The sequence below is a fragment of the Faecalimonas sp. genome (assembly GCA_029264305.1).
GTDB lineage: Bacteria > Bacillota > Clostridia > Lachnospirales > Lachnospiraceae > Faecalimonas.
In genome coordinates, this window is sequence record JARICA010000017.1 from 16,986 (window position 1) to 42,856 (window position 25,871).

General features: G+C 33.6%; 25 protein-coding genes and 1 other RNA gene. 3 read left to right on the forward strand and 23 right to left on the reverse strand.

The window, feature by feature from the left end:
* Positions 1-23: 23 nt before the first annotated feature.
* From ACY2U7_RS04610 to ACY2U7_RS04675, 14 genes are all read right to left on the reverse strand, one after another.
* Entirely contained in the window at positions 24-1,016 is a 993-nt protein-coding gene (locus tag ACY2U7_RS04610) for a hypothetical protein (RefSeq protein WP_461815960.1), read from the reverse strand.
* A gap of 202 nt (positions 1,017-1,218) precedes the next feature.
* Positions 1,219-1,740: a nucleoside-triphosphatase gene (locus ACY2U7_RS04615; protein ID WP_461811803.1), complete on the reverse strand. Its 522-nt coding sequence runs from the start codon at positions 1,738-1,740 to the stop codon at positions 1,219-1,221.
* 148 nt (positions 1,741-1,888) lie between these two features.
* Positions 1,889-2,674: an ABC transporter ATP-binding protein gene (locus ACY2U7_RS04620; RefSeq protein WP_461811804.1), complete on the reverse strand. Its 786-nt coding sequence runs from the start codon at positions 2,672-2,674 to the stop codon at positions 1,889-1,891.
* Positions 2,658-3,665, reverse strand: coding sequence for a FecCD family ABC transporter permease (locus ACY2U7_RS04625; RefSeq protein WP_461811805.1), 1,008 nt, complete (start codon positions 3,663-3,665; stop codon positions 2,658-2,660). Before ACY2U7_RS04625 ends, ACY2U7_RS04620 begins: the two co-directional genes overlap by 17 nt.
* 28 nt (positions 3,666-3,693) lie before the next feature.
* Positions 3,694-4,749, reverse strand: a complete 1,056-nt coding sequence (locus ACY2U7_RS04630; RefSeq protein ID WP_461815961.1) for an ABC transporter substrate-binding protein — start codon at positions 4,747-4,749, stop codon at positions 3,694-3,696.
* Positions 4,750-4,842: 93 nt separating this feature from the next.
* Positions 4,843-5,205, reverse strand: coding sequence for a winged helix-turn-helix domain-containing protein (locus tag ACY2U7_RS04635; RefSeq protein ID WP_461811807.1), 363 nt, complete (start codon positions 5,203-5,205; stop codon positions 4,843-4,845).
* The gene (locus ACY2U7_RS04640) at positions 5,193-5,771 is read right to left on the reverse strand and encodes a nucleotidyltransferase family protein (RefSeq protein ID WP_461815962.1); all 579 of its coding nucleotides are present in this window, start codon (positions 5,769-5,771) and stop codon (positions 5,193-5,195) included. The genes ACY2U7_RS04635 and ACY2U7_RS04640 overlap by 13 nt, the downstream gene beginning before the upstream one ends.
* Positions 5,764-8,052, reverse strand: a complete 2,289-nt coding sequence (locus tag ACY2U7_RS04645) for a xanthine dehydrogenase family protein molybdopterin-binding subunit (protein ID WP_461815963.1) — start codon at positions 8,050-8,052, stop codon at positions 5,764-5,766. The genes ACY2U7_RS04640 and ACY2U7_RS04645 overlap by 8 nt, the downstream gene beginning before the upstream one ends.
* Positions 8,053-8,056: 4 nt before the next feature.
* Positions 8,057-8,515 carry a (2Fe-2S)-binding protein gene (locus ACY2U7_RS04650; RefSeq protein ID WP_461815964.1) on the reverse strand — a complete coding sequence of 153 codons (459 nt, stop codon included), beginning with the start codon at positions 8,513-8,515 and terminating at the stop codon, positions 8,057-8,059.
* A complete protein-coding gene (locus ACY2U7_RS04655) occupies positions 8,505-9,308 on the reverse strand; it encodes an FAD binding domain-containing protein (RefSeq protein WP_461811811.1) in 804 nt (267 codons plus the stop codon). Before ACY2U7_RS04655 ends, ACY2U7_RS04650 begins: the two co-directional genes overlap by 11 nt.
* Positions 9,309-9,498: 190 nt before the next feature.
* Positions 9,499-9,847, reverse strand: an RNA gene (gene rnpB / locus ACY2U7_RS04660) — RNase P RNA component class A.
* 14 nt (positions 9,848-9,861) lie between these two features.
* Positions 9,862-10,341, reverse strand: a complete 480-nt coding sequence (rnhA, locus tag ACY2U7_RS04665) for a ribonuclease HI (RefSeq protein WP_461811849.1) — start codon at positions 10,339-10,341, stop codon at positions 9,862-9,864.
* Between the two features lie 5 nt (positions 10,342-10,346).
* On the reverse strand, positions 10,347-12,041 hold the full coding sequence (locus tag ACY2U7_RS04670; RefSeq protein ID WP_461815965.1) for a MutS-related protein: 1,695 nt from the start codon (positions 12,039-12,041) through the stop codon (positions 10,347-10,349).
* Positions 12,042-12,055: 14 nt separating this feature from the next.
* Positions 12,056-12,640, reverse strand: a complete 585-nt coding sequence (locus ACY2U7_RS04675; RefSeq protein ID WP_461811813.1) for an HD domain-containing protein — start codon at positions 12,638-12,640, stop codon at positions 12,056-12,058.
* Between the two features lie 179 nt (positions 12,641-12,819).
* On the opposite strand from ACY2U7_RS04675, the gene ACY2U7_RS04680 reads away from it, so the two are divergent.
* Complete coding sequence (locus ACY2U7_RS04680; RefSeq protein ID WP_461811814.1) at positions 12,820-13,395, forward strand: xanthine phosphoribosyltransferase; 576 nt, start codon at positions 12,820-12,822, stop codon at positions 13,393-13,395.
* Positions 13,396-13,437: 42 nt separating this feature from the next.
* On the opposite strand, the gene ACY2U7_RS04685 is transcribed toward ACY2U7_RS04680, so the two are convergent.
* A complete protein-coding gene (locus ACY2U7_RS04685) occupies positions 13,438-14,463 on the reverse strand; it encodes a threonine aldolase family protein (protein WP_461811815.1) in 1,026 nt (341 codons plus the stop codon).
* Between the two features lie 54 nt (positions 14,464-14,517).
* A complete protein-coding gene (spoIVA, locus tag ACY2U7_RS04690; RefSeq protein ID WP_461811816.1) occupies positions 14,518-15,987 on the reverse strand; it encodes a stage IV sporulation protein A in 1,470 nt (489 codons plus the stop codon).
* 129 nt (positions 15,988-16,116) lie between these two features.
* Between spoIVA and ACY2U7_RS04695 the strand changes: the two genes are divergently transcribed.
* Positions 16,117-17,043 carry a cation diffusion facilitator family transporter gene (locus ACY2U7_RS04695; protein WP_461811817.1) on the forward strand — a complete coding sequence of 309 codons (927 nt, stop codon included), beginning with the start codon at positions 16,117-16,119 and terminating at the stop codon, positions 17,041-17,043.
* A 33-nt stretch (positions 17,044-17,076) separates the two neighbouring features.
* On the opposite strand, the gene ACY2U7_RS04700 is transcribed toward ACY2U7_RS04695, so the two are convergent.
* From ACY2U7_RS04700 to ACY2U7_RS04715, 4 genes are read right to left on the reverse strand one after another with little or no spacing between them, the layout of a single operon-like run.
* The gene (locus tag ACY2U7_RS04700) at positions 17,077-18,087 is read right to left on the reverse strand and encodes an NAD(P)H-dependent glycerol-3-phosphate dehydrogenase (protein WP_461811818.1); all 1,011 of its coding nucleotides are present in this window, start codon (positions 18,085-18,087) and stop codon (positions 17,077-17,079) included.
* A gap of 11 nt (positions 18,088-18,098) precedes the next feature.
* Positions 18,099-18,737, reverse strand: coding sequence for a glycerol-3-phosphate 1-O-acyltransferase PlsY (gene plsY / locus ACY2U7_RS04705; RefSeq protein ID WP_461811819.1), 639 nt, complete (start codon positions 18,735-18,737; stop codon positions 18,099-18,101).
* Position 18,738: 1 nt separating this feature from the next.
* Positions 18,739-20,067: a ribosome biogenesis GTPase Der gene (gene der / locus ACY2U7_RS04710; protein WP_461811820.1), complete on the reverse strand. Its 1,329-nt coding sequence runs from the start codon at positions 20,065-20,067 to the stop codon at positions 18,739-18,741.
* 20 nt (positions 20,068-20,087) lie between these two features.
* Complete coding sequence (locus ACY2U7_RS04715) at positions 20,088-21,395, reverse strand: DUF512 domain-containing protein (protein WP_461811821.1); 1,308 nt, start codon at positions 21,393-21,395, stop codon at positions 20,088-20,090.
* Positions 21,396-21,549: 154 nt separating this feature from the next.
* Between ACY2U7_RS04715 and ACY2U7_RS04720 the strand changes: the two genes are divergently transcribed.
* The gene (locus ACY2U7_RS04720) at positions 21,550-22,716 is read left to right on the forward strand and encodes a ribose-phosphate pyrophosphokinase (RefSeq protein WP_461811822.1); all 1,167 of its coding nucleotides are present in this window, start codon (positions 21,550-21,552) and stop codon (positions 22,714-22,716) included.
* 51 nt (positions 22,717-22,767) lie between these two features.
* Here the strand turns inward: ACY2U7_RS04720 and ACY2U7_RS04725 are convergent, their stop codons facing one another.
* From ACY2U7_RS04725 to tgt, 3 genes are all read right to left on the reverse strand, one after another.
* Positions 22,768-24,189, reverse strand: coding sequence for a polysaccharide deacetylase family protein (locus tag ACY2U7_RS04725; protein WP_461815966.1), 1,422 nt, complete (start codon positions 24,187-24,189; stop codon positions 22,768-22,770).
* Positions 24,190-24,359: 170 nt separating this feature from the next.
* Positions 24,360-24,632: a preprotein translocase subunit YajC gene (gene yajC / locus ACY2U7_RS04730; protein WP_461811824.1), complete on the reverse strand. Its 273-nt coding sequence runs from the start codon at positions 24,630-24,632 to the stop codon at positions 24,360-24,362.
* Between the two features lie 95 nt (positions 24,633-24,727).
* The gene (gene tgt / locus ACY2U7_RS04735; protein WP_461811825.1) at positions 24,728-25,855 is read right to left on the reverse strand and encodes a tRNA guanosine(34) transglycosylase Tgt; all 1,128 of its coding nucleotides are present in this window, start codon (positions 25,853-25,855) and stop codon (positions 24,728-24,730) included.
* Positions 25,856-25,871: the final 16 nt, after the last annotated feature.

Here is a 25,871-nt window from a genome sequence, read left to right on the forward strand (position 1 = left end):
TTTATCACTTCTATTTTTATCCCTTATTGTTCTTTTACTAATCGATAATCTGTAAAATAATATTCTTTAAATTGGTTATCTAACCATTCCTCTTTTCCCGTTTTTAAATCAATTTTACCAATTTTCCCGTTGAATTTATATAGGTAATTGCTTTCTTTGTCTAAGTAAAAAGTTTTATCTAGTCTTTCCAACCCTTTTACTTTCTCTTCCTTTTCTTCTTTTAAATTATATCGATATACGCAATCCCCATTCACATCTGATTGAACTCCGAATAACACATCATTTTTATTTGCAACAAGACCTGTAGATTGTGGCATATTTTTCTCAAATAAATATTTCATTTTCCCACTTTCATATTGATAATAGTAGAACGGTGTTTCTAATTCTGTTCCTTCCGAATGATTTTCCATATTGTTCCATTTATCTCGCAATGCATATTCTTCTGACTCACTATATGTCTGCAAAATAAGTCCATCTGTCTCTGGTATATATGCCACTTGCCATACAGATATATCTTTATGTTTGTCATTTGAAAGTTCTATATGCTTTATTTCTTTTGTATTGCGATCAATAGACCACAATATAAATACTTTCGAATCCTTTGGTGTCTGAGGTACTCCTACTACAATATAATCATTTTCTCTAGGTATAATATAACTGATTCCCCAAAGATTATCTGTGAGTTGTTCTACTTCTTTTGTTTCTAAATCATAACGATATACTTCATCGTTACCTTTTTCATCTTTTGCCGAATATAGTACTGCTTTCCCCTTATCATCAACTACAGCAAAATTCAACTGTGCTGTTGAATCAATTTTATACTTTGCTGAATTCATTTTGTCTTTTCCGAAATCATATGTGTTATTTTCTACAACAATCTGATTTTCATTTAATTTACTAGCATTTGATGTAACTAAACGATAGTTTTCTAATTCTGTTTTCTTTTCAGAAGACTGACACCCTGTAAGTATTAAAGCTGTCAATGTGAATAATAAAATTTGTTTTCCTCTCTTCATTGTATGAGTTCTCCCCTTTCATATGTATCCGTTTACCATGTACGTATTAATATGTTTCTCCTTATTCCTCCTTTCTTTTCTTGCTATGAAATGTATATATGATAAACGATTATCCAACTCTTAACTTTGAAATATCCATACTAAAATCTATCTTAAATCTTTTTATATCTTCATCTTAATATACTCTATTTTTATAGTCAATTTATTCTTCCATATATCGACTAATTTTTAACGGTAATTCATTTCGATTCTCTTCTGTCACTTTTACTAGCTTAACATCTTTTCGGTTTCGTATTTCATCAAGGAAATCCGTTTCTGTATCTTGAATTACACCAATAACACGACAATCACCGTCAAGACATTTCAATACAGTTCTCCTAAAATTTAGAGCTTTCGTTTCGAATCTTCCCAGTTCATCCATTAAAATCCATTTTGATTTTTTCATTGCTTTACTAATAATATTCACTCCGATTTCTTCAAAAGTTTCAACGATCGGAAAAACTCTACCATTTTCTAATACAATAGAAATTCTATTTTCTATCGAAAAATTTTGTGCCATTCCTACTTCTTTCATAATATATCCGGCAAATCTCCCGCCCTCATAATATGGCAAAGTTTTAAAACCAACTAAAGGAATATTATTTTCCTTTACTACTTTTTCGATGATTGTAGATTTTCCTACCTTCTTTTCACCTGTTAAAAAAATGTGATACTTACTTTTCACCTGTATTCCTCCTTACAATGGTTTTAAAATTATATCATATATTTTTATTCTCTACTTATTTAAAATTCATTTAAACCAAAAATAGATGCCCCCGCAAAACACAGAGAACATCTATATCATTCACTCTACTATAAATATGTAATCTTTTTTACTTTTCTTTTAGATAACAAATATATCCTTCGCAGAACGGATTTTTTTCAACTTGAATATTAGGATATAAAATCTGCAATGCCTTTTGAAGTTGTTCCTTACTCGAATCTTTAATATCTATTTTTTCTGCTATTTTCCCATCATTAATAATTACTAATGAATCGCACCATTTTAATGCCGCCTCCGGATCATGAATAACAAGTATTCCTACTTTTTTATATTCTTTAACTAACCTTCTCAAAAAATCAAGTAACAGTTGCTCATTGCTATAATCCAATGCTGCGTTAGGTTCATCAAGTAACATGACTGGTGTATTTTGGATAAACATTCTACACATCAGCACCATTTGCTGTTGTCCCGCACTTAATTTAAAACACTCTTTTTCCAAAAACTCTGCAACATGGAACACTTTCGCTATATGTTTTATTCTTTCTTTGTCTTTTGCATTTATTCTAGCAAAAAAAGGTTTTGATGCGTAACATCCCATTTCAAGAATTTCTTCGACTGTTACTCCCTCTGGAATATTTGTTTTTTGTGGAAGTACAGAGATCATTTTTGCTTGTTGCTTTACAGAGATCTTTGTTATATCCTTTTCATTAACATAAATTTTTCCAGAAAATCTTTTTGCATCTCCTGTAAGCCCACGCAACAAAGTCGTTTTTCCTTGTCCATTCCTGCCAATAATCCCAACCAGTTCTCCTTCATTTACATCAAAAGATGCATCTGAGATAATTGGGTTTTGATATCCTACTGTAAGATGCTCAACTCTAAATATTGGATCCACAATTCTTTCCTCTCTTTCTGCATAAAAGCCAAATAAGTATAGGTACAGAAAGTAATACAGTCAAAATACTAAGTGGAAGTTCCGCTCCTTTATATAAGCTTCTAGCAAATATATCTGCAATAAGAAGTATAATTCCGCCCCACATAGCGCACAAACAGAAATAGATTGCATTTCTTCTTTTATATGCAATAAATGTAATATGTGGTGCAATCAATCCAACAAATGCGATTACTCCTGTAACAGATACAACTGCTGCCACCATCAATGTACTAAGCGAAAGAAATATAATTCTCCATACCTCAGGAGATATTCCCAAACTTCTTGCATGTTCACTTCCAAGAGAAAGAATTACAATCTGACGATGAAGCAATAACAACAAAATCATAGGTGCTATTACAAACCATATTTGAGGTACTATTTTCTGATTTGTTATAGTGGAAAGGCTTCCCATTGTCCAAAATTCAATTGCTGCAAGCTCTTTTTCCGGATTCGCCATAAATTTAAACATCATAAGTCCTGCATCTGCTAATGAAGAAACAATTATACCTGCTAAGATATAACTACCAACTTTTTCCATATTTGACATTCTCGTCAAAAGTAACACAAACACAAGTGATAACATCCCCATTACAAAAGCACCTGCCATAATTGAAAAAGCACTTCCTGCTCCTAAAACAATGGCAAAAGCCGCTCCAAAGGAAGCACCTGAAGCAACTCCCGTAAGATCAGGAGATGCTAGGCTATTTCGAAAAATAGTCTGATAAACTCCTCCTGCAAGTCCCAATGCTCCACCAGAAACAACTCCCATAAGTACTCGAGGAAATCTTAAGTTCCAAAACACATTTGCTTCCATTGTTTCTTGCAATTTCCCTTGCAGTATATCCCATATTTGATTTACAGAAAGGGGGTAACTTCCAACACATATTGATATAATCATAATTGCAAGTAAGATACCAATTGTTGCCGATACAATCCTTATTTTATTGTACATTCGCTCCCACCTTTCCTAAATATTTTTTCTATTTTGTAATCAAGGTTTTATCAATTTCAAATCCATAAAATTCTTTATAATACTCAATTACATCTTTCTGAAATTTTTCAAAAGGATATTCCTTTTCATGAAGAACACTTGTAAGCCACATTGTACCAAGTATTCCTGATGGCACTGGTGAATCCCATTCCTCAATATTCTGTGGCATCATATAAACTCTTTTTTCTTTTATAGCAGAAACTCCTGCAAGATTTTTATCTGCCAAAATATCCTCTTTTGTATATTCAGCATTACAAGGAATAATAATCACTTCTGGATTATCATTAAGAATCGTTTCATAGGAAACTTCTGTCCAATAATTTCCTTTAAGTTCTGCCGCCACATTTTCACCACCTGCAAGTGTAATTAAATTTGACTGATACATTGTTCCAGGTGCTGTTGTAAGGTAAGATGAATTTCCCGCCATATATACAGAAGGTTTTTTTACATCTTTTATGAGTTTTGATACTTTTTTTAATTCTTTATCATAATACTTCAAAAGAGCCTCTGCTTTTTCTTCAACTCCACATGCTTTTCCGATTAGAAGAAGCATTTCTTCTAATAGTTCTTGTGATTCTGGATTAACAACCAAAACATTTATTCCTAAATCAGTAAGTGTATCAGCATGTTCAGAAAGCTTCATTGGCATAATCACAAGATCTGGTTTAAGCTTTGCAGTTGCTTCAACATTAAACTCTTTCATACTTCCTACTTGTGTTTTTTCAAGTAATTCAGGTGCTGCCATATGATAAATCGGTCTTGAATCAGCTTTTTTTTCTAAACCAACAACTCTATCTTCTACTCCAAGAGCCATCGTAGCATAAGTAGTAATATAATAGCAACTAACAATTGTTTTTGCTGGTTTTTTTAATGTGATTTTACGACCTGCCTGATCTGTTAATTTGATTTCTTTTGTCTCAACTGAAGTTTCCACTTTCTTTTCTGTTTTGTTTCCATTATTGCTGTTTCCACATGCCACAATTGAAAATGTTAATGAAAACACAAGAAATAATGCGACTAATTTTTTTAAGTAATTCTTTTTCATTTCTTCCTCCTAAATTGTATTCATTATTCTCATTTGAGAATAACGATATTTTAAAGAATAACCGGTTTAGCCGGTTACTCTCTAATTCATTTGTTATTTATTAATTTCTTCAAAAAATTTTTCATCAAAAATTTTTTGAAATATCTCTGTTCCAAACTTTTCTATAGAATTTACCAATTCTTCATACTTTTCAAGGAAAATTTTGCCCTTTGGCGTAATACTTGATCCACCACCATGGGCACCTCCTGTCTTGCGCAAAAGAAGCGGAAAACCCAAAGAGTTTTCCATTTCCTTAATAATTTTCCAAGCTTTCGAATATGCCATCCCTAATTCATCTGCACTTTGATGAAGAGAACCTGTCCTTTCTACTCCACGCAAAAGTTTCATCGGACCAGGTCCAAAACATTTTTGGTCTGAAAAAAGCATAATCGACATATGATACGTTAATTTTTCCATAAATCCTTTTTCCTATCTATATCTCTAAGTTCTAAAGGTTCCTCCACGTACACGGGAACACATGGATACTTTTTCGCTATTATTCCCCCACCGTTATCACCTTCCAAAGAAAGTAATTCTGGTACAAGAGTTGCTGAAAAAAGTACTGGATTTCCTGGACGTTCTCCATAGAAAAGCCTAGCTACAGTGACTTTTTCATTTGTTGTTTCGATCAATTTAACAACTGATTTTAAACTCATATATGGCTGATCTGCCACAACAAAAATAAGATAATCATCTTTTCTAAGATTTTTAATACTTTTTATTCCTGCCTTAATGGTATAGGAGATGCCATACTTACTTTCTGGACAATTCACTACTTGAAATCCCATAGATTCTGCTTTTTCTTGAATCTCTTCATATCTTGAAACCACAATTACTTGGCAATCATCTATCGTATCCGATAGTTCCTTTAAAACTTCAAGACCACGAAGATATAGAGGTCTACCATTTATTTTTTCAAGTAATTTATTTTCCCCATATCTAATGCTATTTCCCGACGCCATATAAATTAAATATTTATTCATCTTCCATTGATAACAGAATCTTCTCTGGTGTAATCGGAAGTTCTCTATGCCATACTCCTGTTGCACGGAAAATCGCATGTGCAATTGCAGGAGCTGATGTATTGATTACAACTTCTCCAACTGATTTTGCACCATATGGTCCTGTTTCTTCATGACTACTTTCAATTTCAACATGTAGTTTTCCCATATCTATACGCGTTGGAATCTTATATTGCATAAATGAATTTTCAAGTACTTGACCTCTTTCATTATATGTAACATTTTCATGCAAAGCCATTCCAATTCCTTGAACAATTCCACCTTCAACTTGTACTTTAACCAAGTTCGGATTAATAGCCGTTCCACAATCTACTACAGCTGCGTAATTTAATACTTCTACATTACCTGTTTCTTTATCAATCTCAAGTTCTACCATTCCAGCCATAAATGGTGGTGGAGAAACTGGAGAAGTATGACTTACTGTAACTTGTGCCGGTATAGTATTACACATCATGGATTTGGTTGCAATATCTTTTCTGGAAACCATAGCACTTCCATCTAATTTATAAACTCCATCTCCTCTAAATTCCAGTTCAGAAGAAGTGCATCCGAGCATTTCTGCTGCAATTTTGCACATATTTTCTTTTAATTCTATACAGGCTTTTTCTGTAGCTTTTCCCGTAACATAAGCTGTGGATGAAGCATAAGAACCCGAATCATATGGAGAAGCATCTGAATCTGCACCAAAAACTTCAATCTCATCAACAGAACACTCCAAACATTCTGCCGCAATTTGCGACAAAGTAGTATCACATCCTGTTCCCATATCCGCTGCTCCTATGAGCAACATATAGAATCCTTCATCTCCAAGTTTAATTGTTGCCGATCCAACATCAAGATTAGGAATACCTGAACCTTGCATACTTAATCCAATACCTGCTGTTCTAACTTTCCCATTTCCCATATCTCGAACTGGAAATTTTTCATTCCAATCAAAAATTTCTTTACATCGACTAATACAACGATCAAGTGCACATGCATTTGTTGTTTCATTATAATATGCTGGCATCTTCATGCCTTCTCTTACTATATTCTTTTTCCGAATTTCAATAGGATCCATATTTAATTTGTCAGCTAATTCATTTACCACACTTTCAACAGCAAAAATTCCTTGTGTAGCCCCATACCCACGATAAGCACCTGACGACTGTCTATTTGTATATACAACATCATAACCAAATCGAAAAGCCTCCATGTTTGCTGTATATATCGGTATGGATTTATGTCCAGAAAGTCCTACTGTTGTAGGTCCGTGTTCTCCATACGCTCCTGTATTTGACAGTGTGTATAAATCAATGGCTTTAATAATTCCATCTTTTGTTGCTCCCAAACGAACTCTTACTTCCATTTCATGTCTTGGTGAAGCTGCAATTTGTGTCTCTTTTCTTGAATAAATCATCATCGCTGGTTTTCCAGTTTTCCATGTGACAAAGGCAGGATATACTTCAGCAATAACCGTTTGTTTTGCACCAAATCCTCCCCCAACACGTGGTTTTTCTACGTGTACCTTTGACTTTGGAATATCAAGTGCATTTGCAATAATTCTTCTACAATGAAATATGATCTGTGTTGCACTGATTACATGTAATCTTCCATATCGATCCATTTCCGTATATGTCCTAAATGTTTCCATCATAGCTTGTTGACAGGCTTTCACATGGAATTTTCTATCAAGCACATAATCACATTCCGAAAGTACTTTTTCTACATCTCCATCTTCCTCGCATCCTGCTGCACAAAGATTACGCTTATTATCTGCTCCCACGGGTACAAGTGATTCCCAATTTTCCTCTGGATGTATAAGAATTTCATTATCTTTTGCATCATGCATATCAAGTATTGGCTCAAGAACCTGATAGTTTACTTTGATCATTTTCATTGCTTTATTAACAGCTTTTTCATTTTCTCCCGCAATAATTGCAACTGCATCACCTACAAAACGAAGTCTTCTGTCTAAAAGTAATCTATCATATGGTGATGGTTCTGGATATGTTTGTCCGGCCATTGTAAAACGTTTTTGCGGAACATCTTTATATGTGAATATAGCTTCAATTCCTGGAACCTTTTTAGCAATATCAATATTAATTTCTTCAATAAGAGCATGTGCATAAGGACTTCTTAATACCTTAACAACAAGTGCATCTTTATTTACAATATCTTCAACAAACACAGGTTTTCCTGTAAGTAATTGCATCGCATCCTTTTTACGAATCGATTTTCCAACATATTTATACTCAGCCATTTTCCTATACCCCCTTTTTAAAATCAAGGTATGCACGGATTCCTCTGAGTTGCCCTTCATAGCCTGAACATCGACATAAGTTTCCTGCTAAATATGCTTTGATTTCCTCGTCACTTGGATCTGGATTTTCTCTAAGAAGAGCTATTGTATTCATTACAAATCCAGGATTACAAAAACCACATTGTTCTGCCCCTTGATCTGCAATAAATTCTATAAATTCACCCGCTTCATCTTGCAGTCCTTCGAGTGTTTGAATAATGTGTCCCGATGCTCTTGCCACAAGTGTACTACATGACAAAACTGGTATACCATCCATAAGAACCGTACACAAACCACAGTTTGCTGTTTCACATCCTCTTTTCACCGAAAGGCATCCCTGTTCTCTCACAAAATCGATTAATAATTTATCTGCATCTACATCAGCAGAAACTACTTTTCCATTTAAGGTTAATTTAATTTGCATTTTCTGCCTCCTTTAGTTTCATTATTCCACGTCTTACAAGTACTCGACATATCTTTTTTCGGTATTCGCTACTTCCTCGCATGTTAGAATCAAATTTCACATTTTCAGAAATATATTCACCGAAAAGTCTAGCACTTTCTTCTGTAATTCCTTCTTTGAGAATTTCTTTATCATCACCTAAAATTGTTGCAATACCAGGTCTTGCCCCTACTGCACATGAATATACTCCATCTATTTCTGAAACCGCACAAGCTAACACTGGGAAATCTGTCTTTGTATTTCGCTGTGAAAAATATGCAACTCTCATCTCTTTTTTCGGAATAATAACTTCTGTCAAAATATCTCTTCTATTTCTTGGAAATTTCGCAAATTCTGCAATACTCATTTCACCATTTTTATGTAAACATACTCTTGCATCTAGAACTTCAAATAGCGTAAAAACATCTGAAAATCCAAAACGCCCATACAAACTTCCACCTAATGTTGCTACATTTCTAAACTGCACTCCTACAATATGTTTAAGTGCCTCTTTAAAAGCGCCTTGTGTCATAAGATTCAACGCAACATGTGTCTCTAATGTACGAAGAGAAACCATAGCACCAATTCTATAACAGGATTCATCTTCCTTGATTGTGTTCAAACCTAAATCACATAAATCAATTGCCGTATTAACCGTACGATTCCCCATTTTAAGCCAAAGCATACCCCCTAATACAACATTTGCTTTTTTTTGACAAAGTTCGTATGCTTCTTCGACTGTTTCAGGTCTAACATAATTGTTTATTGTCAGCATAAAATTCCTCACATTTCCTTTTTTTCATTTTTGCATAACCTTTAATATACTATCAAAAAAAGTCAGCAAAATCAACGGATAGTTTAAAAACATTGACTAAGTTTCAAATGTATTTCTTAAATAAAAAATGCCTCCCACAAAGTGCAAGGAGACATCGCTGTAGATTAAATCGTCTTTTTCTTTCTCAATGTATATAAGCAAGACGATAAGCCGGGTTATGTCGTTGAACGGTCATCTATCTAGACCTATCGTTGCCAATAGGTTCGAGCAACCTACCTAAAACGTGGCGGGCAACCACAATGTTTTCATTCGGTTTTGCTTCAGGTGGGGTTTACATATGCCCTCGTTGTTACCAACAAGGCGGTAGTCTCTTACACTGCCCTTCCAACCTTACGCTATCACTAACGCGGTATATTTCTGTTGCACTATCCTTAGAGTCGCCTCCACCGGACGTTATCCGGCACCCTGCCCTATGAAGCCCGGACTTTCCTCATCTGCGGTCTTTCGACACTTGCAGCTGCGACCGTCTGTCCTACTTACATACTTTTATAGTTTAACATACTTCTATTACATCGTCAATTAAGTTTTCTCCATCAGCAGCCGATGTCGCCAAAAAATCACATCGTTCATTTTGCATATGTCCATCATGTCCCTTTACCCAAATAAATGTTACACAATGTGGTTCTTTCGCTTTTAATAATCTCTTCCACAAATCTACATTCTTTACCGGCTCATTCTTTCCCCGTTTCCAACCTTTTCTTATCCATCCGTCAATCCATTTTTGATTGAAGGCATCTACCACATATTTAGAATCTGAATACAACTCAATTTCACAAGGACGGTTTAACGCCTCAAGTCCGGCAATAACGGCCATTAATTCCATACGATTATTCGTAGTTTTTTTATATCCTTGTGATAATTCTTTTGTATGCAATTCTCCCTTCGTATCTACATACTCTAAAACTGTTCCATATCCCCCAGGACCATCTGGATTTCCTCTAGCTGCTCCATCAGTATATATTTTCACTTTCATCATCTCTATATTCTCCATTCTCCAGTTTTTAAAAAATGTGTTGCTGTCTGTTCTGCACTTTCAATAATTTTCTTATCATACCCCATTATATTCAATAATTTTATTGCATTTCGTGAAACTGCCCTTCCTCTATACAACTCATAATTAAATAAAATATCATTTTCTTTAATTTCTTCTTGAAAATGATAATTATTATAGTCGTTTTCAAGAAGATGTGTCAATTCTATATCATGTGTTGCCGCAAAACAGATTACTTGCTTTTCGGAAAAACTTTTTAAAATTTGCGCTGATGCTGATATGCGTTCAATGGTATTGGTTCCTCGAAGTACTTCATCCACAAAACAAAGCATCGGTAGTTTATCATCCCTGTGACTTAAAATTCTCTTCAACGACTTGATTTCTACTATATAATAACTTTCATTCTCTTGCAAATCATCTTTCAATGCCATAGAGGAATACATTTGAAAAAAACTCGCTTGGTAAAATGTAGAAACACTTGTATAAATCGTCTGTGCTAAAATAGCATTAATTGCCACAGTTTTCAAAAATGTTGATTTTCCGGAAGCATTTGAACCTGTAATCAAAACATTCTTTCTCTCAGAAATAGAATTTGCTACTGGTTCTTTAAGAAGAGGATGATAAACATTTTTCACTTCAATAAATGCCTCTTCTGCTTCTTCTAAATTAGGCAAACTATAAAAAGGCAAACTTTCTCGAAAAGACGCTATAGAGATACATACATCTAGAATTCCTAAATTTCTTACCAAATCATCAATCGCATTAACATTCTGTTTGATTTCTTCTAACATAGAATTAAATTTCAACAAATCAACATGTGTAACCATTCGAATATAATCCAAAAACGTTTCTGCTACACTTCCCGTTACACGTTGTGATGACATTAAAATAGAAGAACCCAATCGAAATTTTTTAAATTTTCGTTGTACCTCTGCAATATTATCTACATACGGTTGAATCTCAACAATCTTTAATTGTGAAATTACTTTACTTGCATCCAACATCTTCATCACATCCGAAAAAATAGTTAAATATGGTTCTATCTCTCCTTTTCTTTTATAGTATTGGGAAATATCCCACATTAATAAAAACAACATAATTACAAAGCCTATCGCTACTTCTGACACAGTCATTAAAAGTAATCCCATTGGAATCGTAAACAACGCTATGTAATGTTTTAAATTACTTTCTTTGTCTAGTGTTACTAATAAATCAATATAATCACTTATAGAAAATTTTCTTGTTTTTCCTATTTGCCAAAGACAAACTTCTAAATTCACTCTATCTTTTTGATGTGTAGCAAAAAAATCTGCTAGCCTTGCTCTCTCCTCTAACGCCTTTTGTTCTGTTACAGGTGTTCGCAACAAATAGTATAAATATTCCTCTCCTGCGGAACATTTTGTATTATTGATAGAAGCAAAAATATTGTCCATATCCAAATCATTCCAAGTGATATTGTCAATATATGGCTTCTTTATTTTTCCTTTTTTCAACTGATATTCAAAATATCTTGAAATCTTCTTCAATTCGTCATTACTATATTCTCTTTGTGGAATTTTTCCCCATTCTTCTAGAAATTTTCTTCGCCTAACTTCTTTTGCTCTTTTTTCACTAATATAGATATGCACAATTCCAAAAACAAAAAGAAGAAGTATTGAAACTACTATGAATTCTACCTGCATGTTATTTTCCTTTGCTATTCCTGAATATTTCCTAGTTTCACATTTTTTTCTACTATCTTTTGCATTTCTTCCCATATTACTTCTGAAGTTTCTTTAATTTTTTCATTTCTCTTATAAATTTGTTCTTTCCTCACACAATGTTCTCTCCAACTTTTCCCTTCTGACGCATCATTTAATAAAATTGGTTGAAAATTATCAAGAAGATGGGCATATTTTGCATCTTCCGTCTCATACAATTCAAATTCTTCCCATAATTTTCTAAAATACTCTCCTTGTTCTATTGGAAGAATGCTAAAAATACGTTCTGCTGCTTTCTCTTCTCGTTCTCTTTTATCGTTTACTCCAACACTACCATAGGCATATGTATCACCTGCATCTATCTCTACAAGATCATGTATCAAAACCATTGTAATTACTTTGAGAAGGTCCACTTCTTCACTGACATATTCTTTTAATAAAATCGCAGACAATGCAAGATGCCATGAGTGTTCTGCATCATTTTCTTTTCTTTCGCCATCGGATAAATAGGTCTGTCTGAAAATATTTTTCACTTTATCCACTTCAACAATAAACTGTATTTGTTTTTCCAATCTTGTCATTTTCACTTCTCTCTTTCTGAAATAATTATTTATCATTTTATCATGAACAAAAAAGAAATACTACTCCTCTTTTATTTTCTAAAATTTAACATTGAAAAAAATCGAATTATGAGTTATGATTGATAACAACACAAAATTACTATAAACAAAATGAGTTTTGTTAGGAGAGGAATAGAATTATGCAACTTTTAAAAGAACGAATTTTAAAAGACGGTGTTGTTAAACCCGGAAATGTACTAAAAGTAGATAGTTTTTTAAATCATCAGATGGATATTGATTTAATTAACGAAATCGGAAAGGAATTTAGAAGAAGATTTCCTTCAGATAAAATTACAAAGATTCTCACTATAGAAGCTTCGGGAATTGGAATTGCTTGTATTGTTGCTCAATATTTTAATGTACCAGTTGTATTTGCTAAAAAAGCACAGAGTATTAATATTGATGGTGATGTTTATTCGACAAAAATCGAATCTTTTACTCACAAACGTACATACGATGTTATTCTCTCTAAAAAGTTTTTAACAAAAGATGACCATGTACTTATTCTTGATGACTTTCTTGCAAACGGTTGTGCATTACTTGGCTTAATCGATATTGTTAAGGAATCTGGAGCTACAATTGAAGGTGCTGGAATTGTTATTGAAAAAGGAATGCAAGATGGTGGAAAGAAAATACGTCAACAAGGAATCCATTTAGAATCTCTTGCTATTGTAGAATCCATGACAGATACAGATCTTACATTTAAAGAAGATTAGCAGTAAAAAACAGATTGCGTTACATACACAATCTGTTTTTCTTTACATATCTTTTAATAATTGTTCTACATTTTCTTCTTTTGTCGCCCAACTTGTGCACAATCGAATAACACTGTTGTTCTCATCATATTTTTCTTGATAAGTATATACATATTTTTCTTTTAATTTTTCCAATTTTTCATTTGGAACAATAACAAATTGTTGGTTTGTATTACTATTTATGAAAAATTTATATCCCTTCTCTGTGAGCCCGTTTTTTAAACGCATCGCCAAACGAATGGCATGTTTCGACATTGCAAAATACAATCCATCTTTAAATAATTCTTTAAATTGTAACCCTAAAAGTCTCCCTTTCGCCAACATTCCACCTTTTTGTTTCATAATATAACGAAAATCTTCCTGCAATTCCTCATTACAGATAACTATTGCTTCTCCAAATAATGCGCCTACTTTCGTTCCTCCTATATAAAAGATATCACAATTTTTCGCAATGCTTTTTAAATCCAAATCATTTCCATCTGCACACAATCCATATCCGAGTCTTGCTCCATCTAAATATAAATACATCCCACACTCATCACAAACTGCACGCAAATCTTCTAGTTCTTTCTTGGTGTATATCGTTCCTAGTTCAGTTGGATTAGAAATGTAAACCAATTTCGGTTGTGTCATATGTTCAAAAGAAGAGTCATTTTTGTGAAGTACATACACTTCTTTAATCTGTTTTGCAGAAATTTTACCATCTTCACTCGGTATCGTCATCACTTTATGTCCACACGCTTCAATTGCTCCTGTTTCGTGTACATTAATGTGTCCACTCACAGCACAAAGCACTGCTTGATGTGGTCTTAAAACAGAAGAAATCACTGTAAGATTCGCTTGTGTTCCACCTACCATAAAATGTACTTTTGCTTTCTGTGATTGACACAATTCTTTTATAATTTTCTCAGCTTCTTTACAATACTGATCTTCCCCATATCCTACTGTTTGTTCCATATTTGTTTCAACTAACGCTTCTAGAATACGCGGATGTGCCCCTTCGTTATAATCACAATTAAATGCTATCATTTCCTATTCCTCCTTTGACTATATTTTTTATTATAGCATAAAAGAGAAACTATTTTAAATAATAATACACACAAGTCCACCGTTACTATCATTGACAATTTTTTGCATTGTATCTTGAAGTTTCACCTGACTTTCATCATTAATCATCATCATTTTATTTTTCATCCCTTCCATAACTAATTCTTCAATAGATTTACCGAAAATATTTACTTTCCATATTCCTTCTTCCGTCTCATTTGTTTCTCGAATATATTTCAATAAATCTTCTGCTTGCTGTTGACTTCCTACAATTGGAGCAATATCCGTTTCGATATTTGCTTTAATCAAATGTACAGAAGGTGCCTCAGAATGTATTTTTACTCCGAATTTATTTCCTTGTTTTATTATAATCGGGTCGTCCAATTTAATTTCATTTCGTGTAGGAGAAACAACCCCATAGCCTTTTAATCGAACAGAATCCATAGCGTCTTTCACTCCTTCGTATTCCTTTCTAAGCATAGACAGTTGTTTCATCGTTCCAACCAGGTCATATTCACTTGTAATACATTCTCCTGTTACCTCACTTAAAACTTCATAATAAAATGATTCTCCAATCTGAATACGAACTTTCACACTTCCCGAATCCATTTTCACTTCTTCAATACGAATCTCTTCTATGTAGTCGCTAGTTTCTTTCCATTCTTTTTTTACATCTTTGATTTGTGAAAATGTATTCAATATTTCTTTCACATGTAAAAGTAAGTCTTGTTTAATTCTATGTTCCATCGGAAGCATTTCTACCCATTTAGGGATATAAAACTGGACTTCTGCAATAGGAAACTCAAATAAAATACTTTGCATAATTTGATTGATATCTTCTTGCTTTAACTGCTCACAATTTACAGTCAGCGTTGTTACTCCATATTGTTCTTCTAACTGTTCTTTTACACTTTTAGCTTCTTCTCCATAGGGTTTTTTAGAATTTATTAAAACAACAAATGGCTTTCCTATACGTTGCAATTCTCGAATGGTATTTTTTTCCGCTTCTATATAATTTTCTCTCTGTAATTCGCCTATAGTCCCATCTGTTGTAATCACAATACCTATAGTAGAATGGTCTCGTATAACTTTTTGCGTGCCTATTGTTGCTGCTTTAGTAAATGGAATCTCATGTTCAAACCAAGGTGTCTTTACTTGTCTTTCTTCGTCGTTTTCTATATGTCCTACTGCACCTTCCACCATATATCCAACACAATCGATCAAGCGAATATTCGCTACTATTCCTTCCTCTAATTCAATCTTTGCGGCTTCTTTCGGAATAAATTTAGGTTCTGTTGTCATAATTGTCTTTCCTGAAGCAGACTGTGGCAACTCATCTCTCGTCTGTATTCTTGTATGCTCATCTTCTATATGTGGAAGAACAAGCAAATCCATAAACCGTTTAATGAATGTGGATTTTCCTGTACGAACTGGTCCCACCACTCCAATATATATTTCTCCTTTTGTTCTCGCTTGTATGTCTTTGTATAAATGAAACGTATTCATAAAACACCCCCTTACTATACTGATAATAATCTATGCCTCCTTTTTATTTTTTAGAAGTTACCTCATTGATTTTTTATTCTAAAAGTCGTATCATAAAAAATAAAAAGGATAAGGTTTGGTGTTACATACATGCACGCAACAAGAACAAAACAAAAGAAAGAGCGTTCCGCTCTAAATATTTCATTAATTGCAGGACTTATTTTTGCTCTTCTAGAAATTATTATAGCTATTTACACACATTCTCAAGCTGTTCTACTCGATGGTTTTTATGATGGTGTAGAATCTATAATGATTATTATTTCTATCGGAATCATTCCATTACTATATCGTTCTTCTAATGAAAAGAGACCTTTTGGCTATTTGCAAATAGAATCTTTTTTTGTTGTAATCAAGGGATTTACAATGATTGCCATCACTATCGGTTTAATTTCCACTAATATAGAAATTGTACTTAATGGAGGACGTCATATTGCTTTTAATAATATTGCCTACTTTGAACTTTTCGCAACCCTCTTAAGTGTATTTGTTATTTTTCTACTTCGAAAGAAAAATGCCAAAACACATTCTGCCCTTGTTTCTATGGAAATCCAAGAGTGGACAATCGATACTATCGCTTCTTTAGGTATGGCGATTGCTTTTTTTCTTCCACTTTTTATCAAAACAACTTGGTTTGTAAAAATCGTTCCTTATTTAGATCAAATCATTGCTATTGCACTTTCACTATTTATGTTGCCCACACCAATTCGTGTAATTATAACAGGTCTAAGAGATATTTTCTTAATTGCTCCAGAAGAAGAAACTATAACGGAAATCAAAAGTATTATCAACCCGATTTTAGTTTCCTATGGTTATAAACAATTATCTTATGATATTATTCGAACTGGAAGAAAACTTTGGATTAGTGTTTATATTACATTCGACAAAGATTTGATATCTATTTCTCGACTTCGCATTGTTCAAGATTTAATTATCGAAGCACTAAAAAAAGATTACCAAGATTTTTATTTTGAATTGTTACCTGAGGTTGAGTATCTAGGAAATACAGAAGTACGATAAAAGGAGAGAACTGAAAAGTTCTCTCCTTAATAATTATTCCCACGGTAATGTGGGGATTTCTATTCTTTTATCTCTTAACATTAACTCTTTAACTGCTTCTCCTGGATTTTTCCCTTCAAACAATACTTTATTTACTTGTTCAATAATCGGAATAGATACATCGTATTTCTTTGCAAGTTTCACTGCTGATTTTGTAGAATAAACACCTTCCACAACCATTTGTACTTCTTCCATCGCTTCTTCCATTGTCTTTCCTTGACCAATTAAAAATCCAGCTTTTCTATTACGACTATGCACACTCGCACAAGTAACAATCAAGTCTCCAATTCCTGTAAGCCCAGTAAAACTTTCTAATTTTCCGCCCATCGCAACTCCAAGTCTTGCAATTTCAGCAATTCCTCTTGTGATCAAAGCAGCTTTTGTATTATCTCCGTATCCAAGCCCATCTGCAATTCCAGCCGCTAATGCAATCACATTTTTCAACGCCCCTCCAATTTCTATTCCAAGCATATCTGGACTAGTATATACTCTAAACGTTTCATTCATAAATGCTTCTTGCAAATATTCCGCTGTCTTTTTCGTTTTCGCTCCTACAACACAAGTTGTCGGAAGCCCTCTTCCAACTTCCTCCGCATGACTTGGTCCTGATAAAACTGCTACGTTCGCCTGAGGGATTTCTTCAAAAATTTGTTGCGACAAAGTCATTAGTGTATCTTCCTCGATTCCTTTTGCCACATCCACAATAATCTGATTTTCTTCCACGTATGGCTTCATACTTCGTGCTGTTGCTCTTGTAAATGGTGATGGTACTGCAAGCACCATAAAATCTTGTCCTTCTATTGCTTCTTGCAATTCATTTGTAAACTGCATCTCTTGTGGAAGTTTTACCCCTGGAAGTTTACTTTTATGCTCTCTTTCTTTTAAAAGCATTTCCACCTCTTCCTTTGAAATCGACCAAACAGTCACTTTATGACCATTTTTATGAAGTAATAACGCTAATGCAGTTCCCCAACTCCCTGCTCCTAATACACCTACATTTGCCATATCCTATTCTCCTACTTCTTTCCAAACTTTAACTTGTTTTCAGTTCCATTACATAATCTTTTTATATTTTCACGATGTTTATACACCGCTAATATTACTAAAAACACTGAAAGTGTATACAATTCATACTGTTGTGATTGTGTAAGAGTTGTTCCAAAAACTTCTCCTTGTACAACCATCCCTATTCCAAAAATAATAACTAAGATAATAGATCCAAGCGAAACATATCTTGTTATCCCGACTATCACAATAAATGTAAGCATTGCCACTAAAGCTACTTTCGGATTTACTGCAAGTAAAAGTCCTGCAGTTGCTGCAATTCCTTTTCCTCCTTTAAACTTTAAGTAGAAAGGAAAATTATGTCCAAGCACAGCACCTATTCCAGCATACATCGCTAACAATTCAAACATTTCACTATTACTTTTTCCATAAATCATATATGCAATCCATACGGCTAAAATACATTTTAAACTATCACCTAAAAAGGTTATTGCTCCCGCTTTCCATCCCAATGTTCGAAGAGCGTTTGTTGTTCCTGCATTTCCACTTCCATGTTTTCTAATGTCTATATGATGTAGCCTACCGTAAATATATCCTGTCTGAAATAATCCACAAATATATCCCAAAATCAGACAAACTAAACGTTCCATATTATTTATCCTTATCCTTTCTTTCACGAATAAAGAATTTTAATGATGTACCCTTAAATCCAAATGCTTCTCTAATTTTGTTTTCCAAATATCTTGTATATGAAAAATGCATCAGTTCTTTGTCATTTACAAAAATAACAAATGTTGGTGGTTTCACAGATACTTGAGTAATATAGTATAATTTTAAACGCTTTCCTTTATCTGACGGTGGTTGTTGCATCGCGACTGCTTCCATCATAATTTCATTTAATACACCTGTTGCCACTCGAAGAGTTTGGTTTTCGATAACCATATCTATTTTTTCATATAATTTATTCAAACGCTGTCCCGTCTCTGCAGAAACATACATAATTTCTGCATATGGCATATAAGATAAAACTTGTCTAACCTGCTTTTCATATTCATACATTGTCTTATCATGCTTTTCAATAGCATCCCACTTGTTTACAACAATGATAATTCCTTTTCCACGTTCATGTGCGATTCCTGCAATTTTAGCATCTTGCTCAGTTACTCCTTCTGTTGCATCAATCACGATTAAGACAACGTCTGCCCTTTCAACCGCTGTAACTGTACGAATAATACTGTATCTTTCTAATTCTTCCTTAATTTTATTCTTTCGACGAAGCCCAGCTGTATCAATAAATACATATTCTTTTCCATTATACGTAATCGGTGTATCAATTGCATCTCTTGTTGTTCCTGCAATATTGGATACGATTACTCGATTATTTCCCTGTAATTTATTAATAATTGAAGACTTTCCTACATTCGGTTTCCCTACAATAGCAATACGTGGTCTATCATCTTCCTCTTCTTCTACATTTGTTTCTGGAAAATATTTTACTACTTCATCAAGCATGTCACCTATTCCTAAGCGCGAAGAAGCAGAAATCGGAAACGGATCTCCTATTCCCAAATTATAAAATTCATACACATCTGCCATAAATTTTTGAAAACTATCTACTTTGTTCACAACTAGTACAACTGGTTTCCCGGAACGACGAAGCATATCTGCTACCTTTGAATCAGAATCTACAAGTCCCTGTTTTACATCAGTCAAGAAAATAATTACATCAGCTGTATCAATAGCAATCTGTGCTTGCTCACGCATTTGTGCTAAAATAATATCTTTGCTATCTGGTTCAATTCCCCCTGTATCAATCAATGTAAATTCTTTATCTAACCAGTTTACTTCCGCATAAATACGGTCTCTTGTAACACCCGGTGTATCTTTTACAATCGAAATCATTTCTCCTGCCAACGCATTGAATAATGTAGATTTTCCTACATTCGGTCTCCCTACGATAGCTACTATCGGTTTACTCATACTTCTTCTCCTTCTATATCTTATTTTATAATTGCTTCTACAAAATCTTGTCCGCTTGATTTTACAATATCTATATCTACTTGTAAAGCCTCTTTCAAATCTGTAATTGTTACATCATCTAATAGAACTTCCTCTCCATCTCTAAGCATACTACATGGAAGTAATAACGTCTCTCCTAGAGGTTGTCCTTTTAACTGCTCAATTAAATCTTGGCCTGTAATCAATCCTGCAACTGTTATTTTCTCTCCAAAAAAATTATTAATAATTTTATATAAATGTATATTGATATTTGGATATTTGGTCTGCAGTTTTTTTATCATTTTCTCTAAATACGGGTATACAAGTGCACCTGTTGCCATTGAAATTTCCTTGCTTCTATTATCTCCTACAAGTCCATTAAACGTTTCTTCAAACTCATTTAGAAGAAGGCGTAACATACCAACACCATTTTCTAACTGCAAATATCCATCGTATCTTTCTTCCTCTGGTATTTCCTCATCTGCAAGAACATACCATTCATCACCTGCATGAATAAAATGCATTCCATGCTCTTCATAAATCTTATTCTGCCATTTATGAATAGTTTCTAATACTTTTTTCGCATCTTCTTTTTCAAAAGGTTCTAATGGATATAACCCTTCTCGATATTTTGTTAATCCTACTGGTACAACAGATACACTTTGCAAATAAGGAAGATATTTTGTCATATCACGTATGCTTCTTTCTAGCTCTTCACCATCATTTTCCCCTTTACAAAGTACAATCTGACCATTCATCGTAATTCCGCCTTCATATAAAATATCCACTTTCTTTAACGCATCACCGGCGAAACGATTATGCAACATTTTACAACGCAATTCTGGATTTGTTGTTTGAAAAGAAATATTGATTGGCTCTAAATGATATTTCACAATTCTTCTTACATCATCATCGCTCATATTTGTCAGTGTAATATAATTCCCTTGTAAAAACGATAAACGCGAATCATCATCTTTAAAATAAAGTGTATCTCGCATTCCTTTTGGCATTTGATCTATAAAACAAAACATACACTTATTTCTGCATGAACGATATTCATCCATAAGTCCCTGCTCGAAATCAATTCCTAAATCTTCTTCATAATCTTTTTCTATTTCTAGTTCCCACTCTTCTCCATTTGCTTTCTCTATCAATACAACCAATTCTTCATCATTCACTAAAAAATGATAATCGAATACATCTTCAATCTCATTGTCGTTGATACTAATTAATTTATCCCCTGCTTCTATTCCTAATTCCCACGCAATGCTTCCTTCTTCAACACTACGAATGATATGTTCTTTTTTCATGTTTTACTCCTGTCATCAAACAAATCTTCTTTATCTTCTCTATCATACTAAATTTTTTAAGAAAATGCAATTTTTAACGTTGTCTTGTTGAATCCCCCGTCCTTTTTTGCTAAAATATTTTTGAAAAAAGAAATATTTAGAAACGGAGGCCGTTATGCCAAATTTAAAAGTATTAGAACAGAGTTTACCAATAGCACCTCTTAAAATCGCAGCATTAGAAAGTTGTACTGATTTAGCAAAAAAGGTTAATGACTACATTGTACAGTTTCGTCACGCACCTGTTGTAGATTCGATTCATCCAACATTATTTGCAAATCATCAAACTGACAACTATCTAGCAAGTCTTTCTTGTCCACGCTTCGGTTCAGGAGAAGCAAAGGGTATGTTCCATGAATCTATTCGTGGATGTGATTTATTTGTTATGGTCGATGTATGCAATTATAATTTAACTTATAGTGTAAATGGACACTTAAATCACATGTCGCCAGATGATCATTACCAAGATTTGAAACGTATTATTTCTGCTGCAACTGGAAAAGCACATCGTATCAATGTAATCATGCCTTTCTTATACGAAAGTCGTCAACATAAACGTACGAAACGTGAGTCTTTAGACTGTGCTTTTGCATTAGAAGAATTAACAAATATGGGGGTTTCTAACATTTTAACATTTGATGCTCATGATCCTCGTGTGCAAAATGCCATTCCACTTAAAGGTTTTGACAACTTTACTCCTCCATATCAATTCATGAAAGCTCTTTTCCGTTCTGTTCCAGATTTAAAAGTGGATAAAGATCACTTAATGATTATCAGTCCTGATGAAGGAGCAATGCACCGTGCCGTATACTTTTCTAACGTACTCGGTGTAGATATGGGAATGTTCTATAAGAGACGTGATTACTCAACTGTTGTCAACGGTAAAAATCCTATCGTTGCTCATGAATTCTTAGGTGACGATATTCATGGTAAAGATCTCATTATCATTGACGATATGATTTCTTCAGGAGAAAGTATGCTTGATGTTGCAAAACAATTAAAAGCTAGAGGTGCTGGACGAGTATTCGTTTGCACAACATTCGGCTTATTTACAGAGGGATTCGCCAAATTTGATGAATACTATGAAAAAGGTTATATTGATCGTGTGATTACAACTAACCTTACTTATCTTCCAAAAGAAATTTATGAAAAACCTTATTTTGTAACTGCAGATATGAGTAAATTCCTTGCATTGATTATTGATTCTTTGAATCATGATTTAACAATCGGTTCTGTTTTGAATCCAACAGATAGAATTCATCAGTTGCTTGCAAAACATAAATAAGAATATGAAAATGGTGTAACCAATTACAAGTGGCTACACCATTTTTGTTCTTTATTTTCGGAATTGTGAATAACTTGCTCCACTTTCCATTGTAACTCCTCTCGCTTCTGCTAATTCACTTACTGTTACTAACTGATATCCTCTTTGGACTAACATTGGAATTAACTGTACTGCCGCTTCTACTGATTGTTTATGTATATCATGCATAAGTACAATATCTCCATCCTTGGCATTTTTCAATACATTATTAATTGTGCTCTGTGCATTTCTTGTTTTCCAATCCAAAGTATCTATCGACCACATAATAATTGGCTGTCCTACAGTTGCTTTTACAGTAGCATTTTTCTTACCATAAGGTGGTCTTACAAGTGTTGTTGGAAAACCTCCTGTCACTTTAGCTACAGCATGTACTGTTGTTGAAAGTTCTTTACGAATTTCCTCCGGTGTAAGTTTTGTTAAATCGGTATGTGTAGTAGAGTGATTTGCTAACTCACAACCAATGTCCTTCATTTTCTTCACAGCATTTGGATATTTTTCAACTTTAGGTGCAAGCATAAAAAATGTTGCTCTAGCTCCATTTGCTTTCAGTACATCCAAAATTTTTTCTGTATCCACACCTGGTCCATCATCAAATGTTAATGCAAGCATAGGCTTATTCGGATCTATTGAATTCTCTTCTGAAATTAATTTTCCATCCTTTGCAAATTCACATTTTTTTGTACCAATTTGTTGTTTTCCTGTAACAACTTTTCCATTTTGATCAAAATAGTATTTATCATCCTTTATTTTTTGCCATCCTACAGCCATACTTCCATCTTCTTTTAGATAAATCTGTATTCCATCTTTCTCTTTCCAGCCAGTCTGCATGATACCTTTTTTATCAAAATAGTATATCTGTCCGTCTTTTTCTTTCCATCCCGTTTGTTTTTTCCCATTTGGTCCCATATAATACGTTTTCCCTTTTGAATTTACAAACTCATTGACTGCATACTGTCCGTTACTTTTCTTGAATTTTTCCCCTTCCCATTGACCATATTTATTTTTCACTGTGACTTTACCATCTTTTAAATCAATTCTAACTTTTCCTAACCAATCTTTTGAAAGAGAATCTTCAATTTTTTCAGACAGTTTTATTTTAATCGGAAAATCTCCATCTATTTTGCCATCTACATTACAGGATATTTGATAATGATTTCCTTTATTGAAACTATCTAATAAATTTTGAACTGTGTATCCAGTATCTGCATCTAAAACAAGTTGTAAATCTCCACTTCCTATTGCTTTCGCAGTGATTTCAGGAACTTCTTCTTCCTGTACTATTTCTACTGATTCAGGTGCAAGTGTAATAACTGCTTTTTCGCTTTCTTCTTTTGCAGTTGACATTTGCAACATTCCCATAACTACAAAACATAGTACTAAACATGCAACTACTTTCCACATATAGTTATCTCTTTTGAATTTTTCCTTTATCATTTGTAATCTCCCCTATGTTTTCAATATTGATTTCATTATAAACTATGCCTAATTTCGATGCAATAACACAACATTTAAGTTTTCTTTAAAATTATTAACTTTTTTGTAATCATTTAACAAACAAAGGCGAAACTTTAATAAGTTTCGCCTTTACATCTACCTTACTTTATCTAGTTTTCTGCACCTGGTTTTTCTACTCGACTAATTGCTTCTTTCTGCATTGGAATACGGCAATTTTTATTATTACCAAACTCTACTACAACGTCTTCTTCTTGTACATCGATAATTACTCCGTAGAATCCACTTGTTGTTAAAACAGTATCTCCTACCTCTAATTCCGACAACATCAACTTAATTCTTTTTTGTTCTTTCTTCTGAGGACGCATAAGTAAAAACCAAAATCCTCCTAAAATCACTGCATAAACAATAATGATACTTAACATTATCTTTTCCTCCTAAATTTTTGCGATATTACCAATATACACAATAATAATCTTTTCAGCAAGGCTTTTCCATAAATTTCATAAAAACTTTATATCTATTTACCCGACATGCTATCTAATTTTTGCTTCTTATATTCTTTATATCTACCATTTTCAATCGCTTCACGAATTTCTTCCATCATTGTGTTATAAAAATACAAATTATGAAGAACGCAAAGACGCATCCCCAACATTTCTTTTGCTTTCAACAAATGTCTAATGTAAGCCCTACTATATTTCCTACACGCAGGACACTGACAGCCCTCTTCAATTGGTTTGTCATCTAATTCATATTTTGCATTAAATAAATTTAATTTTCCATGATTTGTATACACATGACCATGTCTTCCATTTCTACTTGGATATACACAATCAAAAAAGTCAACTCCACGATCAACTGCTTCTAAAATATTTGCCGGTGTTCCTACTCCCATCAAATATGTTGGTTTATTTTCTGGCAAATACGGAACTGTCGCATCAAGAATTCTGTACATATCTTCATGAGACTCACCTACTGCCAATCCACCTAATGCATAGCCATCCAAATCTAATTCTGAAATACGTTTTGCATGTTCAATTCGAATATCTTCATAAATTGCCCCTTGATTAATTCCAAATAATAATTGACTTTTATTAATTGTATCTGGCAATTGATTTAAACGATTCATCTCTGCTTTACAACGTTCAAGCCATCTCGTTGTTCTTGCCACTGAATTTTCAATATATTGTCTACTAGCAACACTTGATGGACATTCATCAAATGCCATTGCAATTGTAGATGCTAAGTTTGACTGAATCTGCATACTTTCTTCTGGTCCCATAAAAATTTTCTTCCCATCAATATGCGATTGAAAGTAAACTCCTTCTTCTTTGATTTTTCTTAAACCAGATAAAGAAAATACCTGAAATCCACCTGAATCTGTTAAAATCGGCTTGTCCCACACCATGAATTTGTGAAGACCACCTAATTTTTTTACCACCTCATCTCCTGGACGTACATGAAGATGATATGTATTAGATAACTCAACCTGTGTTTTTATTCCTTGTAAATCTTCTGTAGATACAGCCCCTTTAATGGCTGCTGCTGTTCCGACGTTCATAAACACGGGAGTTTCAATTACACCGTGCACTGTTTCTAGCCTTCCTCTTTTCGCAAGACCATCTTTCTTAATGACTTTATACATATACTTTCTATCCTCT